Source organism: Ohessyouella blattaphilus (assembly GCF_024721265.1).
Classification (GTDB): Bacteria; Bacillota; Clostridia; order Lachnospirales; family Lachnospiraceae; genus Aequitasia; species Aequitasia blattaphilus_A.
Genome location: NZ_JAMXOC010000025.1, coordinates 29462 through 45496 on the forward strand (window position 1 = coordinate 29462; position 16035 = coordinate 45496).

Consider the following 16035-nt stretch of genomic DNA (forward strand, 5'->3'; position numbering starts at 1 on the left):
TAAATGTAATTCTACACTTATATCGTGAAAAAAGCAACCAGTGTAAGGTGCTAGTGGGCTACAAAATGTAAAAAATGTGGAAAAAGTCTAACTTGTGACTAATATGTGACAACTGCGTTCTATAATTCAGATAAATAATGTATAATAATCATTTTCTAATCAGGTAACTTAATAACAATAATTAATTGATAAAGGAGTATGAGACGTGAAAAAGAATAAGAAGATTTTAATCTTAATTTCGAGTTTAGTCGTTCTCGCATTACTAGGGGGAACCTTCGCGGCTTTACAAGACAGAGGGACTTTCTCCGAAGCGATGGACGTACCTTCGCTAGAGATGAAAATTATAGCTGGGGATGGGCTGGACGAGGTAGAAGATCAAGTGCCTAGATTTGCTGAGGGCGATACAGTCATTACTCTTGGTGGCGAGGCCGGTGATAATCAGAAGTTAGTGCCAGGACAGTTTATTGAGAATAGCTATCGTCTTCAAGCGATTGACTCGGTACCGATGTATGTCCGGGTAAAGATGTACTGTTACTGGGAGAAAGATGGTAAGGTGTACACAGACTTTCCTGAAGGTAAATTCGATTCGGATTCAATTAGTCTAAACGGCACGGATGCCAGATGGATTGTTAGTCAAGATAGTAAGAAGGACGCGAACAACGCCGCCGGCTTTGAGTTATACGAAGCTTACTATACAGAGCCGATTGAAGGGGATGATGTGACCACCAACTTCCTTAATGGTTACACCATCTTACCTAATTTCAGAAATGTTGATGACAACATCTACTCTGGCCTGACACCGCGGATTGAAATTGTCGCCGAAGCAGTTCAAGCTCAAAACGGCGAAGCGGCTATTCTAGCCGAATGGGGTGCTAAGGCTACGATTGATGGTGCAGGTAACATTACAGACTTAGAGTACGAGTAGAGAGGGAGGTATATATAATATGAAGAAAAACAAAATGATAACTGCCTTTCTCGTACTGATAATGCTAATGGGAACGGTGCTAAATGTTTCCGCAGCCGATCGTAGGATCGAGTTTGATGGCAGTACTAAGAAATTTAATGTGGGTGCCAATACCGGTGAGAATTTCAATAATTTGATGCCTGGTGACAATCGCCAGATTGAAGTAGATTTAGTTAATAACGATGCAACCGAGATGAAGTTCTATCTAGACACCCACTTGGTGGAAAACTTAGCGGCAGCAGCGAGCCACGGAGTTATGGACTTTAGTGTAGAGGTGATCGATAACGCTGGTGCGCGCTCCACTTTATTTAGCGCTATTATCGCTGATGGCAAGACCCAGGTTTCTGCTGGTGAAGATGCCATGACCACCGATAATAAATTACTGTTAGCTACCCTAGCAAAAGGACATAAGGCCACGGTAGTGCTTAACTTAAGTGTGGATGGCAGCTCTACGGAGAATGCCTATATGCGAACTTCCGGTCAGATTGATATCGGTATTACCGCCGAGACCAAAGATGATTATACGACCATTAGAAGAATTTCTAATATTATCCGCACCGGCGATCCAGCTGGTCTAGCGATTATCGGCGTAGTTGCTCTTAGCCTTATCGTGATTATCGCTCTAGTAGTAATGAAACGTAAGAAAAAAGAAGAGGAGGTGCGCTAATGAAAGCAAATAAAGCGATTTTAAAACGAATTAGTGCCTTTGTCTTCGCCCTTACTTTTATGGTGGCTTCAGTATGCGTGGCCGGTATCCAAGCAGAAGCGATGGACCTGCCAGATAGAAGTAAAGTTATAGTTACTTTCAGATCAGGAGAACACGGACAATTTAGTAATGGGAAAACAGTTGAAGAGAGAGAGTACGAGGTAGATAAGTATATCGATCTTGCTAATGTGGCTCAGGGCATAGATGTAGAAGCCGGCTATTATATCAGAGCTTGGAAAGTAGTAGGCGATCTAGGAGCGGATGGCTCCCAAAACGAATACTCGGCAACGGCTACTAGTCCTCAAGTAAAGACGAGGACGGATGTGATTCCTCAGTATGCGAGAATCGTCAATGAAGCCACTTATCAAGTGTCTTATGTAGATAGAATGGGCGTACAGATTGCTCAACCAGTGATCGGTACTCATGAGGCAGGGGCAGGCCTTACCTTAGTTGCGCCGGCGATTGCTGGGTATACGCTTACAGGTAGTCAACATGTTGCAATTACCCCGACCAAGAACGCGACGATCGGACATACCTTTGTCTACGCTTCTAATACAGGTGATGATGCTGCTAGCGAGACGGTGATTACTGAGGGAACAACGGTAGTGCCAGGCGCAGCTGCGGGAACAGCTGCCACAGGAACAGCAGCTACGGGAACAGCGACCGCTGCAGGGACAACAGCGGATGCAGGAACGACGGTTGCAGACGGTGACGTTCCTTTAGAAGAGCGACTAGCGCCTACTGATGAGCCGGTAACGGCAGAAGACGGCGGCGTACCTTTAGATGAAGAGATTAAAAAAGAAACCACAGAGAAGGCAACGAAATCCAATGGATGGATGATCTATCTAGGAGCGGCAGTAGTGATTTTATTGGCAACAGGTATTATCATTTACCTAAAGGTAAAAAAGCCAAATGTGAATAAAATGTCATAAAAAAAATGCCGTAGGTCAAAAAAGTTTAACTTTTATTTTATTTTTCCTCATGGTATAATTGTGTAGTAATCTAACGAAGAATGAGGGAAAATGTATGGATACCACACAATGTAGACATGAAATATATGTCCAGACATTTGGGAAGTTTTCTATTTCTGGGATGGGCGAAGAGTTAAACCAGGAAGAAGTGCGCTCAGATATGCTTATTAAGCTATTAGCTTATATCTTGAGCCATCGCACAAAGGTTATTACGGTTCAGGAATTAGTGGAAGCCTTATGGCAGGATGAACGCAGTGATAATCCGACGGGAGCACTAAAAAATCTGGTTTATCGGCTGCGAACATTGCTAAAGAGTAAGTGGCCAGACTTAGAATTTATAGATACAGGCAGAGGCTCTTACAAGTGGAATGAAAACATTGAAGTAAGTATGGACGCTTCGATTTTTGAAGAAAGCTTCAAAAAGGCTTTGAAAGAAACCGATAGCCTTAAACGTATCGAATACTTAGAAGAGGCAGTGTCTCTATATAAAGGAACTTTACTACCCAAGCTCATTGAAGAGTATTGGGTAGTTGCCATGTCCACATATTACCATTCAATATATATTTCGGCGGTTAAAGAACTTGCAAAAGAACTAGACCAGGTTGGACGCTACGATGAGATGGAGGCGGTTTGTGCGGAAGCCTTAAAGGCAGAAAGCCTAGAGGAAACAGTTCACTTCTTTTTTATTAAGTCACTCATTCGTCAGAAGAAGTATCAGTTAGCGAAAGAACAGTACCAGAAAACGGTAACGGTGCTTTATGATAACCTGGGAGTAACGCCTTCGGAAGAACTGCGAGATTTATATAAAGAAATATTAAAAGAGACTCATGAAGAGGAAGCGGATATTCAGAGCATTATCGGTGGTATTGCAGAGAAGGAAAAAGGCGCCTTTCTTTGCGATTACGGTGTTTTTAAAGAAATCTATTGCTTTGAGAGAAAACGCTCTGCGCGCATGGGTATTGCTGTATATTTGATCCTAGTGACGCTTAGCCCTAAGGCGAATATTAAGAAAGACAGTGCCGCTTATAAACGGATTGTGAAAGAAGGTGCAAGCGCCCTTAAAGATGTACTTATCAGAGCTCTTAGAGGTGGGGATGTTATCTCTCAGTATAGCGCTTCGCAGTTGATGATTATGCTACCAAGCCTTCAGCAAGAGACAGCCAATCTTGTTATCGAACGGATAATGAGTGAATACGATAAAACACCAGCAGGAAGAAAAGTAAATCTACAATTTGGTCTTAGTGAAATGCTTTGTACGCCTGAGGGAAGTGCAGTCTAGGAGGGGGAGCGATGAAAGGGTATGAATATCCGGTGAATAGCTTGCGAATTTGTGTTGACGAGGCTGGGGAAGAGGTGCTAACAGGAAGAATCTGCGGCGTAGCCTTGAAGGACCCCCTTAGTTTTACAGGGCTTTTGGACTTTATTGCCAAGGTGGATGACGCCTATAATGATATCGGACAACCTCAGCAACACCGGGTTCTTCGTAGCTTCACCGAAGAAAATCGCTATACGTCTTATGTAGGGGCACCGAAGAAGTACCATACGGCTGGGGAAATCGATGCTTGCCTTGGCGCTTACGCCACGATAGAGATGGTAATGACTTCTAGGCAAGGAGCCGAGTGGCAAGGACTAGTGAAGGATTTAGAAAAAAATATATTGGGTAAATTTGCAACCATTCTTGAATGTACAGATATCTTGCGAGAGAAAAATGTCATTGTGTAGCCAAAAACTACACAGTGATTTTTTTATGCCATTTATGCGAAAAAGATACTTCTTGTGACCTTTATGTGACAACATCTTGGTATATTGATTTTGAAAATGATTAGAATATCCAAAAAATGATTAGAAAAATGATTAAAGTGATTAGTAACAAAGTGGAATGAGTTATTCTCAAAACATGAAATATCGAAATACAGAAAGGGGAATATCATGAGAAAGAGAAGTAGTAAAAGAAAGATGATAGCGGGCCTACTGGCGCTGGTGATGGTTGTCTCAGCGGCAATTGGCAATATTACGCTAAATTCTCTTGCTAATAATGACACGGTGGGATTTGAACCACAAGTGTTAAACGAGGAGACGACTAGCTTCCTAAGAAACCTAGGAGCCCACATCAGCGTGGATGTCTCTAAAGCAGAATACGATAGCTATCTAGCGGAAAATGCCGGCATCTTCCCAGGTGTCTATGTGGGAGCCGATTCCGCCGGCCAGATAAGAGTTTACTTCGCGGCAGTGGGAGCAGACGGTAAGGCAACGCGGCGAGAAGACGGCAGTGTAGATGAGCTTTTCCCAGTTAGTAACTATACCGTAACGGCGACCTTCGGTGATGGCATATATGCGCAAGCCGGTGCAAGTGTCAACTCGTTAGATGCGACGAAGGCAGCAGTTGTCTATGATCAAGCGAGCACAGGAGCCTATCCATTAGCAGCAACTGCTTATGATAGCACTGCTCTTAAAACTTTAAAATTCGACATGGGTCTTTTACAAACAGTAGAAGGCGAGGCGACAGTTTCTTGGTACGCACCGTTTACTTTTGCTCTTAGTGGTTACGTGGCACCAGCGCCGGCACCTCAAGCTGAGAGTGGAGCCGAAAGCTTAGAAGGTTCGTCAACAGAAGAACCGGCTGCAGAAGAGAACGAAGCGACAACTAACAATAAAATGGGACGCGCGTTTTTAAATGTAGCACCTCTAGCAGGTGAGACGGGGGATACGAAGAATCTGGTACTTGACAAAACAGCTAAAGCAAATAACGATGGGACTTATACCATTACTCTTGATGCTTATGCCAAAGGAATTGTTACGTCTACAAAAGAAAGAGTTCCGGCAGATATTGTTTTAGTGCTTGATGAGTCTGGTAGTATGGCATGGCGGTTTGAATACGAGAAAATCGCAAGCACGAAATGGCAGGATAATGCTACCTATGGGATGTTAGTTACCGGTCAATTTGTTCTATTAACTAGACAGTGGAGTTACCGGGATAATGCTTATATATATCTTAATGGTAGGGATCGCTACTATGGTGATTTGTACAAGCAACTATCTACAACTACAAGACAAACAGCTTTAAAAAATGCAGTAAATACCTTTTTGGAGAGTGTGAATCAAGACGCAATAGCAAACGGTGTGAATCATCGTGTTGCCATTGTTGGTTTTTCGGACAGCGCTAGAGTGTTTAATGGCCGTTCTACTATAAGTGATAATTATGGGAGAGCTTGGAAGGATGCAGGAACTCCAGATGGGTTAAGTACACTTAAATCATCGGTAAGTAGATTAGGAGCAGTGGGAGCCACGAATTCTGGTGATGGTATGACGAAGGCGAATAGCGTGATGGCAGCAGCTCCTAGTACTACAGATGGAAAAGATCGCAATCAAGTTGTAATAATGTTTACAGATGGTGTGCCCACAACGGGTTCAGATTTCAACGATGAAGTTGCAAACAAGGCGATTGCACAAGCGAAGTCATTAAAGGATAAAAAAGCGACAGTTTATTCCGTAGGTATTTTAGGTGGTGCAAACCCAGGTTTTGATCCAACAACAAATATCGATAAATATATGAACTACGTTTCTTCAAATTATCCGGCGGCAACTAGTCTAAGTGCCCCAGGAACAGGTGGAGATTATACAAAAGGTTATTATCTCACGGCGACGAAGTCGTCGGAGCTAAGTGAAATTTTCCAAAAAATAGCAGAAAGCACACAAACAAATACCGTAACCCTTAATGAAAAATCGGTATTAACGGATATTATTAGCGATTACTTTGTATTAAATAGTGGGTCGCCAGACGACGTGAACGTATATACACAAGCTTTTGCAGGTTATGATGCCGATGAAAATCCAATATGGGATGAGAGAACACTATTTGAGGATGCATATGTGTCTATAGATACTGCTACAAAGAAGATTTCGGTAACGAACTTTAACTATAAGGAGAATTTTATCACTAATGATATGGATGGTAATGGTACTACCGGTGATTTAAATGGCGAGAAGCTTGTGGTTGAAGTGACCGTAAAGCGAGCTCCAAGCTTTATCGGTGGAAATGATGTCGAGACGAATAATGGGGCAGCGATATACGCCGATGGGACATCGACGGATCCTGTTAAAAACTTCCCGGAGCCAGACGTGGATGTAAGTTTGCTTTACGGTTTTGAAGTTAAAGATCATAGTATCTACGTAGGTGATAACTGGGATGAAGTCGTCAACTTATTTACTGATGATGCCGGTGTTCCGTATAAAATTAACAATGGGCCCTACCTCTTAGGTGGAACAGCAACTAATGAATTTGTAACGATAGTTTATACGGTTACCGATGAAGAAGACAATGTAGTAGGAACGTATACAGTGCAACCAGGACAGGAAACGGGAACATGGAATCCTAGTGTTGACAAGAACAAGCTCCTCGAGGAGAATCAAACTTTTACAGTAACAGCAAGCGTGAAACCGTTACCAAAAGCGGAAGGTGAGCCTGGGGTGCAGAGTACAAGCGCTGAGGCTGAGGGAAAAGTATACGTTTACAAACCAAAAGTTGAAGTGAGCGATACTAAGATAAATCTAGGTGATTCTACAACGGTTAGCGAGAGGCTAGATTCGACTAAGACTACATGGCACTGCGACACAACAGATACAGAGCTTCCAGAGTTACGGACTTCTGCACCAGTATTAAATTACGAGTTTAATTTTATAGCTGGTTCTAATAATGAAGGCGCGGACACATACGCACCAGAAACGTGTTCAGACTTTACGGTTACGGTTAAGCGTAGGGATAAACTAGGCGGCACAGAGGGTGACATCACAAGATATGCGATCATCGAAAATACAAAGGTGATTTCTTGCGCTGACAACCACGTTGGCAATGACAGTGAAGCGAATCATAATTTTACCATCCATGTGGTAGTTCAAATGGCAAAGCTTACGATCAATAAAACAATTAACGAATTTGAGCAGGCATATGGCGATGCAATCTTTACCTTTAATGCTAAGAATGAAAAGACGGGTGTTGTCTACAGTGGTGTGATTGTTATCGGAGAAGATGACAAGCTAGAAGGTTCTGTCGAGATTGATCTTCCCGTTGGCAAATATACGGTTACTGAGCTACGTACAAAGCAATATACACTTCAAGGTGACAACAACATAACTGTTTCGGTTACTAAAGAGGGTGGTTCGGTAAGTTTTATTAATCATCTGACCTACAAATATTATTCATCGGATGCCGACCAAGTGACGAATAAAGTTCGTATGGTGGATGGAGAGCCGGTGATTACACCAGTTAGAACGACGATTAAAGGTCCGGTAGTAAAGGTTCCAGTTCTACCAGAGACGACAAATTAAAGCGGAGGTGATAAGAGATGAAAAAAATATTAAGTTCAAAACGTAATAAAATGATTGCTCTAGTTGCCCTGCTGATATTTACTCTGGCGATTGGTATTACTTTAGCCTTAATGTCAACGGAAGCTGGCGCTTTAACGAATACATTTCGTATTAAGCCGGTAGAAAGCGAGATTGAAGAGCATATTTCCGGAATGAATAAAGCGCCGGTTGTAAGAAATACTGGCGATGAAGATGATGCGGATTGTTATGTTCGTCTTAGGGTTACCATATCTCCTGACAATGCCTACGGCAATGGAGACGGCGGGTTATTCACGCTAGATTATAACACTAAAGACTGGACGAAGAAGGATGACGGCTTTTGGTATTACAAGGAAGCGCTAGCTCCTGGTGCGGCAACAACAGCGCTTTTCACAAAGGTTCAGTGGAATCAGACAGACGATGAGGGCAATCCAGACTATAGTAACTTTAAAGAGTTTGATATTTCCCTTTACCAGGAGAGTGTACAGACGCTAGCACTTAATGCGGCTGGTGAAAAAGTTACAGATGCAGCAAGTATTTGGGCAATATTTGATAATGAAACCACACCGACGCCGTAAAAACATAAAATATGTGACCGAGATGTGACAAAAAAATATTATAATTTGCACATCATCAAAATAACAAAACAAGTAAAAGGAGAAAGAGTATGAGTAAAAAGAAACGAATCAGTTTAATTGTATCATTAGTTTTAATCGCAGCAATTGGAGTAGGGGCAACCTTGGCCTTGCTTTCAACAAAAACCAATACACTTACCAATACATTTGACAGCACCGCGGTTATTGGGGCAGAGATTTTGGAGACAGACATCACTGATCCTACAACAACAACTGCTGAGGGTAATGCTTACGATTTAATGGCAGGAGATGAGGCAAAAAAGGACCCATTTGTGAGATTAGCAGCGGATAGTGTGGCTTCTTATGTATACATCAAGGTTACTGGCTTAGATGATCTTGTAGGTATGATTGATACAGATATTGAAGATGTTATCGATGCTGGTACTTGGGTAAAGGTTTCTACAGAAGATACTTTAGACGGAATTTATCGTTATAAGGAAGTTGTAGCGGCAGGAGCAGATACAGATCCTTTATTTAATACCATTACCTACTCAATTGACAATGACGGGACAGAGGATTTCTCGGCGAATAATATTGTACTAAATGGCTTGGCAGTACAGGCGCAAAATGTAGATGATGATGAAGCAGATGTTGTAGCAAATACAGCTGCTAGCTGGAACTAGGTTTCAATAAGCGCATTTCTATAAGCATTACGAGATAGGAAGTTACTTCCTATCTCGTTTTTAAATAGGAGAATTAGCTTAATTAGGGGGATACGTGGTATGATATATAGAAGTGTAAAAATACCATAAAGGGAGTGAAGAGATGTTTGAAAAAGTATGTAATTTTATCAGTACAGTTATTATTGCAATCCTGTTTTTAGCGGCGGCGGCCTTACTTCTTCCGAAGCTTTTAGGCTATGAATCCATGGTAGTTATAAGCGGTAGCATGGAACCGAATATACCAGTTGGCTCCATTGTACTAGCGAAAGAAACGGAACCCTCTACGTTAGAGGCGGGTGATGTTATTTCCTACTACATCAGTAAAGATACGGTGGTGACTCATCGAGTGGTGAAGGTAGATGCCGAAAAGCAAGAAATTGTCACCAAAGGAGATAACAACAATGCGGAAGATGCGAATCCGGTTATGTTTGAAAATGTAATCGGAAAAGTCAGATTGCATCTACCATACGTAGGACAGCTTAGCCTTTATATTCGTACACCGCTAGGGATAGGTGTAGGTTGTTCTGTGGTGGTGGTCCTACTCTTGCTTAACTTCTTGCCGAGCATCTGGAAGGCAGGAGAAAAAGAAGAAAAAAAGCCGAAGAAAGAGGCAAAATAAAGAGATATGTGACTTATATGTGACCCCTATACCATATAATCAACGTATAAAATAAAATGTATATTTGTAGCAAGAAAATGAATTTATGGAGGAGAGAACATGGTAAAGAACAAAAAGAAAATAAGTGTTATTGTAGCGATTTTCTTAATCGCAGTTATTGGTATCGGTGCAACCTTGGCCTACTTATCAGATACGGCGAATACAGTAACCAACGCATTTACCGTAGGTGATGTTGAGGCAGAGACTTGGGAAAAGGTTCCTGGAGGAGAAGATGGGTTAGTAGACAACGAAGAAGGCTTTACTTATGAAGATATGGTTCCAGGAGTAGCGATGGATAAAGCCCCATACGTAAAGGTGCTAGCAGATAGTGTGGATGCTTATGTATATGCAAATGTCACAGGACTTAACGGTGTTATTCAGATAATGTATGGCGAGAATGAAGGCTTCAATACGGATGACTGGACTGCAGTTGATGTTGACGAATTTGGCAATGGTCTTTATCGGTATAATGACATAGTTGAAAGTAATGCAGCTGATGTCTCTACCACATGTGTGTTTGATTTTGTGAAATTAAACAGAGGCATTGAAAATGGTGATGACGGTCTTACGTTAGACGGAGAATCGGTAACTGCAGATGACCTTATAATTCAAGGCTTTGTTATCCAAGCCGCTGGACTTACCATCGACGAGGCAGATGATGCGGCTCTTGCAGCATTCTAAACGGTGTTTATGCGAAATCAATAATGGGTATAAGAACGAGGAGCCTAGCTCTAGGCTCCTCCTCTTTTTAAAAGATACTTTGAGTTTCAAAGTATTAGTGGGATAAGGAAAAGGATAAAGAGGGGTTTCTAAATACGAATAAAAGTGGTAGGATGTACTTTAGAAACAATGTCACTTCATGGGGATAACATAAAAGGTGATTTTATGGACAAGAAAGTCGAGATGGGGGGCCAGAGCTTCGTCATCGATGTTAAAAGCACAGAAGGAGGGACTTGGCAGGGAAGTATTCTTTGGGTACAAGAACAAAAGAAGATTCCTTTTAGAAGTACCTTAGAGCTTTTGAGGTTGATGGATTCTGTTATGAAGACAGTCGAAGATTCAGCCTGGAACTAGGAGAGAAAGAGTATGGAAGCGTTCTGCTTTGGCAGTGCGTTTCCATATTCTTTCTCTTTTTTTGCTTTACTGAGGTAAACGAGAAAAGCAAAAAAGGAGTAATCTTTTCTCCGGTTATGGAGTATAATAGGGAGAATAGGATATTGGAGGCGGATAGATGAAACAAGAATTTACATTTAGTTCAAGAGATGGCAGGACTGCGCTTCACGGGATAGAGTGGACGCCAGATGGGGAAATCAAAGGAGTGGTGCAGATTATTCACGGCATGGTGGAGTATGTTGACCGGTATGATCGCTTTGCTAAGTTCTTAGCGAAGCGAGGCTACGTGGTGGTGGGCCATGATTTGCTTGGGCACGGACAATCGGTGGTCTCTGAAGAAGATTTGGGATACCTTGCTCCTAAGAAGGGAAACGCTATTTTACTTAGTGATATCCGGCGGCTATGGCGGATGACTAAGGACAAGTATCCGGAAAGGCCTTATGTGATGCTGGGGCATTCTCTTGGCTCTTTTCTTTTGCGCCAGTATGTGCAGTCTTACGGTAGTGAGTTAGCCGGTGTGATCTATTCAGGACCAGGAGAGTATGGGTTCGTCTCACTGCTAGCGGGGCGTCTATTAGCCGGTGTTTTAATAAAAAGAGGGGGTGGCCACTACCGCAGTGAAAAGCTCAATCAGCTGGGACTTGGTCGCTTTAATAAGGACTTTGAACCGGCGAAGACCCCTTATGAGTGGATATGTTCGGATAAGCTAGAGCGCAATAAATATGTAGGGGATCCTTTGACCACCTTTACCATGACCGTCAATGGCTATTACCACATCTTTGATGGCTTTATTAAAGAGAAAAGCGTAGCCGGCCGGAAGCGGATTCCGGGGGACCTTTCGGTATTGATGCTATCAGGGCTAGAAGACCCGGTGGGCGCTTATGGTGAAGGGGTGGCCAAAATTGGGAAGACGTATGAGAATCTCGGAATCACGGATGTGGAAAAACGCCTTTACGAGAAGGAAAGGCACGAAATTCTAAACGGTGTGAAGTGGAAAGAAGTATACCAGGACATTTATCTTTGGCTAGAAAAAAAGACCAGACAAGGGCGATAAAACCCGAATCTGGTCTTTTAACGTAATAGGTACTCTGTTAGGGATGCGCACTTCGGCGCGTCTAGCGAACAGTTAATCCGCCTAGTAGCATATCTACATAGAGTTCCGCCGTTTGCGAAAAACTTTTGGTTTGGTAGATGCGGTTTTCAATGGCCGTCATCACAAAACCTAAGAGCGCGCTGAGCATCATCCAAGTGGTGCCAGAAGCTAGAGGGGTAAATTCGCCCCTTCTAATGCCCTCATCGAGAATAGCACTATACTGCTCCATACCTGAGTGGCAAGGAAAGCAGTCCTTGTTCTTGGCGGCGAAGATTTCGTTGACCCCGCTGTACATGATGGCCTTCGTCATTTCCGGTTCCCTGGCAAAGCTTTTAATAAAAATCAACATTAGCTCACGAATCTTATCTTTGCTTGTGCGAAACCGCGAGTCTTTGGCAATGGTGATTGAATTAAGCATAACCTGGTAATAAAGTGTATCGGCCATATCGGCGATAATTTGTGTCGTCGTTTTGTAGAAAAACTGAATTTGCATCACTGAAACCCCCAATTTCAGTGCGATTTTTTTGATTGATAAGCTAGCATAACCTTCTTCTTCAATCATCGTAACCGCGCAATCCATAATTTGCTTGCGCAAATTGTGGTCGATTTCTACTTCGACTCTTGCTGTGTTCCCCATAGGTAAAAAACCTCCAAATCTTGCCTATTGTTGCAACTTACAAAATATAAACCTAAATGTTGTATAATTCAAGGGGCATTATAGCCAAGGAAAAGCGGATTTTTTGGTTATTTTTTTAAATATATGATATATGCATTAGCAGAAAGAAACGATACAATACATTTAATCTAGAACTTTTTTGACATATATGGTAAAATTATTACATAAATTTTGGAAGCTTGAGGATCGTGTAATGAGCAAAGATTTTTCGAATATGATGTCCAGTTTTTGGACGTCGATCATGGATAAATTAAATTCAAGTGCAGACCGTAAGATGATTATAAGCGATGTGATGAGGGACATCTGTCGCTATTTTAACTTTGGCTGTAGCTTCATTTATCTGGTGGATGCCAATCGACAGGCAACGTTATTTTCTGCCCATCGAGCCTATCTAGACTTTGAACATTTGGATCATACGATTGATTTGGGAGAACGTCTAGACGCCAAATCCTACCAAGCACTTTTGGAATGTAAGAATGTAAATTATGACCGCCTAAAGATAAAAACCACACTCGATGAGCACATGGCTGAGATCTTTCGGGCACAGGCCCTTTTGCTATTGCCCTTAACGGATAAAAGCGGGGAATTAATGGCTTTTATCGGCATGGCCGATCGCCGTGGTGAAAGCCGGGAAGGGGATCAAGATTTAAATTTTGCGCACTACATTCTAGTGGTAATTGGTAACTATTTGCGTATTCTTTTATCGGCGGCGAAGGCGGAGAAGATGAAGAATGTACTGACTACCGTTATCAATGACACCGGGGTAGATGTGTTTGTCCTTGATTACTATACGGATGCGATTCTTTACATGAATGCTTCTTTAAGAAAGCGATTAGATTTAAGCGATGAAGAGATTGGCAATAATCCTTGGCAGGAGTTCTTTGGTAAGGAGAAGGCGCCAGAGGGCTTTGTGAAGAAAGAAAATCTCGTTACAAAAACGGGTGAGTTTTCAGGACCAAAGAGCTGGAATATGCAGGTGAAAGATGGTTCGTGGCGTCGCTTTATCAGTACGGCTTTTTACTGGGTGGATGGCCGCCTGGCGCAATCGGTAAGTAGTATCGATATTACCGAACGGGTGAAAAGAGAAGAACAGATTCGTTACTACTCGGAGTATGATGCTTTGACAGGGCTACGGAATCGCCATAAGCTGCTCTTAGACTGTGACGATGGCATCGAAACCTTGCTTAAAGAGAAGCGTAAAGGGTATATCGGTTTTTGTGATTTGAATCACTTTAAGGTGATTAATGATACCTATGGTCACGATGTGGGCGATGAACTACTTCGTCAAATCGGTGCTTATTTTAACGAGAATAAAGAGACGAAGGACCGGGTGTATCGTTATGCCGGTGATGAATTTGTGCTTTTATTTTTAGATAAAGATCAGGCAGAGGTCGAGAAGATTATCGAACAGGTGAAAGAGGATATGAAAGAGCCCTTTTTGCTTGGCTCACAAGAGCTTGTTGTTAGTGCGAGCTTAGGTGTCACCTGTTTTCCTGATGATGCAAGGACTACGTCTGATTTGATTCATAAAGCGGATCTGCGAATGTATGAGTCGAAACATAGAAGAAGACAAGAGGAGCAATCATGAATCTTTTTAACGACGAAAAAACATCTGAATATTGGGTTCAGACCTTAGATAAGCTAGAGGACGGAAATGTTGATTCTCAGGTGCTTTATGAAGTGTTAAATGAGATGTGTGTATTTTTTGACTTTGAGTATAGCTTTACCTATCATGTGAATCATGACGAAGCCCTTATTCTTGATGCGTATTACAAACCGGCGACGGGCTCTTCTTTGACACCGGAGATGATCGATGCCAAAAAGGAACTTGGCGAAGCGTTATTTCAGGCGTTTAAAGGAGGAAAGCTGATTTCCTGTAATACTAAAGGGGGACGAACGACTCCGCTTGATGATCGGCTCTTAGAACTTTTTCATACGAAGGTTTTACTGCTGTTACCAATTCTCGATGAGAATAGTCAGTTAGTGGGCCTGATTGGTATGGGGGATCGCCGGGAGGTTCGGCGAACGGGAGAACTTAATAAGCAGCTGGCCTTTTCGATCTTGGTATTAGTAGCTAATCATGTGAAGTTACTGATCAATCAGCGACGCATGCAGCAAACGGAAGAAGCGCTTAAGACAGTTCTCGATAATATGGGCGTAGATATCTATGTGAATGACTTCTATACCCACGAGGTGTTATACGTCAATAAATCGATGGCAGCGCCCTATGGCGGCGTGAATGCCATGATTGGTAAGCAGTGTTATTCGTCTCTCTATAAAGGGAAACGGCAGCAGTGTGATTTTTGCCCGCAAAAGCAATTGCTTGATGAGGAAGGCAACCCAACAAAAATCTATTCCTGGGACTATATGCGGGAGTTAGATGGTTCGTGGTTTCGGGTTTTAAGTGTGGCGGTTAACTGGGAAGACGGTCGCACGGCTCATATCGTAAGTAGTATTGATATTACGGAAGATAAGCAAGTGGAAGAAAAAATCCGCAAAATTGCGGAGCGTGACCCCCTAACTGGCCTAGCAAATAGACGCATGTTTATGGAGCAGACCCGGGAGCTTATTGATAATAAGGAAGAGTTTTATCTGATTTTCTTTGATTTGATGAAATTTAAAGAGATTAACGATAATTACGGCCACCGTATGGGCGATGAGGTGCTAAAGACCATCGGGTATTTCTTGCAAGGGCAAGTGTCTGAAGAATGTACTTGTTATCGCTTTGGCGGTGATGAGTTTATCGTGGTGGTACGAGATCGTTCGAAAGCGGTGGCGGTTAAGACTGCGAAGAAGCTTGATAAACGTTCACGGAGTATCTGGTCAATTAAGGAACAAGAAATGAACTTAGGTTTTAGTATCGGTATTGCTAAGTTTCCCGAGGATGGAAAAACTTCGGATGAAGTTCTAAAAGCTGCTGATGAAGCGATGTACGAGTCGAAGCGTAGTGGCGGTGGGATTTATTTTTATAATGAAGGAAAGATAGCTTCGGTGGACTGGATTACCAATTTGTTAACCTAGTTCTGTATAAGGGAACGTCTTGACAAATGCGGGAAAAGGGATTATACTTATTTTAACTTGTTGGACAAGTTATTCTTGGTGTGATTACGGCAAAGGCAGGTCAATTTCGGGAACCCGATAATTGAGCTGCTTTTTGCTGTGCGCCTGGCGGCGCACGTTTCTAACCGGTGTAAGTCCGCAATCCGCCCGGTAG

General features: G+C 42.5%; 15 protein-coding genes. 14 read left to right on the forward strand and 1 reads right to left on the reverse strand.

The features are described 5' to 3' along the window. Positions 1–205: 205 nt before the first annotated feature. From NHH16_RS13160 to NHH16_RS13215, 12 genes are all read left to right on the forward strand, one after another. A complete protein-coding gene (locus NHH16_RS13160; RefSeq protein WP_262070069.1) occupies positions 206–925 on the forward strand; it encodes a hypothetical protein in 720 nt (239 codons plus the stop codon). A gap of 19 nt (positions 926–944) precedes the next feature. Beyond that, on the forward strand, positions 945–1631 hold the full coding sequence (locus NHH16_RS13165; protein WP_262070070.1) for a COG1361 family protein: 687 nt from the start codon (positions 945–947) through the stop codon (positions 1629–1631). Continuing rightward, positions 1631–2602: a hypothetical protein gene (locus NHH16_RS13170; RefSeq protein ID WP_262070071.1), complete on the forward strand. Its 972-nt coding sequence runs from the start codon at positions 1631–1633 to the stop codon at positions 2600–2602. Before NHH16_RS13165 ends, NHH16_RS13170 begins: the two co-directional genes overlap by 1 nt. A gap of 94 nt (positions 2603–2696) precedes the next feature. After that, positions 2697–3920 (forward strand): AfsR/SARP family transcriptional regulator, encoded by a 1224-nt coding sequence (locus tag NHH16_RS13175; protein ID WP_262070072.1) that lies wholly within the window; start codon positions 2697–2699, stop codon positions 3918–3920. 11 nt (positions 3921–3931) lie between these two features. After that, positions 3932–4363 (forward strand): hypothetical protein, encoded by a 432-nt coding sequence (locus NHH16_RS13180; RefSeq protein ID WP_262070073.1) that lies wholly within the window; start codon positions 3932–3934, stop codon positions 4361–4363. A gap of 207 nt (positions 4364–4570) precedes the next feature. After that, complete coding sequence (locus NHH16_RS13185; RefSeq protein ID WP_262070074.1) at positions 4571–7966, forward strand: vWA domain-containing protein; 3396 nt, start codon at positions 4571–4573, stop codon at positions 7964–7966. A 17-nt stretch (positions 7967–7983) separates the two neighbouring features. Beyond that, the gene (locus NHH16_RS13190; protein WP_262070075.1) at positions 7984–8562 is read left to right on the forward strand and encodes a hypothetical protein; all 579 of its coding nucleotides are present in this window, start codon (positions 7984–7986) and stop codon (positions 8560–8562) included. Positions 8563–8651: 89 nt separating this feature from the next. Continuing rightward, positions 8652–9242 (forward strand): hypothetical protein, encoded by a 591-nt coding sequence (locus NHH16_RS13195; protein ID WP_262070076.1) that lies wholly within the window; start codon positions 8652–8654, stop codon positions 9240–9242. A gap of 142 nt (positions 9243–9384) precedes the next feature. Beyond that, on the forward strand, positions 9385–9900 hold the full coding sequence (locus tag NHH16_RS13200) for a signal peptidase I (RefSeq protein WP_262070077.1): 516 nt from the start codon (positions 9385–9387) through the stop codon (positions 9898–9900). Between the two features lie 99 nt (positions 9901–9999). Beyond that, positions 10000–10620, forward strand: a complete 621-nt coding sequence (locus tag NHH16_RS13205) for a SipW-dependent-type signal peptide-containing protein (protein ID WP_262070078.1) — start codon at positions 10000–10002, stop codon at positions 10618–10620. Between the two features lie 204 nt (positions 10621–10824). Continuing rightward, a complete protein-coding gene (locus NHH16_RS13210) occupies positions 10825–11013 on the forward strand; it encodes a hypothetical protein (RefSeq protein WP_262070079.1) in 189 nt (62 codons plus the stop codon). A gap of 157 nt (positions 11014–11170) precedes the next feature. Next, on the forward strand, positions 11171–12106 hold the full coding sequence (locus NHH16_RS13215) for a lysophospholipase (RefSeq protein ID WP_262070080.1): 936 nt from the start codon (positions 11171–11173) through the stop codon (positions 12104–12106). 61 nt (positions 12107–12167) lie between these two features. Here the strand turns inward: NHH16_RS13215 and NHH16_RS13220 are convergent, their stop codons facing one another. Further along, positions 12168–12782 carry a TetR/AcrR family transcriptional regulator gene (locus NHH16_RS13220; RefSeq protein ID WP_262070081.1) on the reverse strand — a complete coding sequence of 205 codons (615 nt, stop codon included), beginning with the start codon at positions 12780–12782 and terminating at the stop codon, positions 12168–12170. 280 nt (positions 12783–13062) lie between these two features. Here NHH16_RS13220 and NHH16_RS13225 point away from each other — a divergent pair, with 280 nt between their 5' ends. Beyond that, entirely contained in the window at positions 13063–14409 is a 1347-nt protein-coding gene (locus NHH16_RS13225; protein ID WP_262070082.1) for a GGDEF domain-containing protein, read from the forward strand. Further along, on the forward strand, positions 14406–15842 hold the full coding sequence (locus NHH16_RS13230) for a diguanylate cyclase (RefSeq protein ID WP_262070083.1): 1437 nt from the start codon (positions 14406–14408) through the stop codon (positions 15840–15842). The genes NHH16_RS13225 and NHH16_RS13230 overlap by 4 nt, the downstream gene beginning before the upstream one ends. Positions 15843–16035 lie beyond the last annotated feature (193 nt).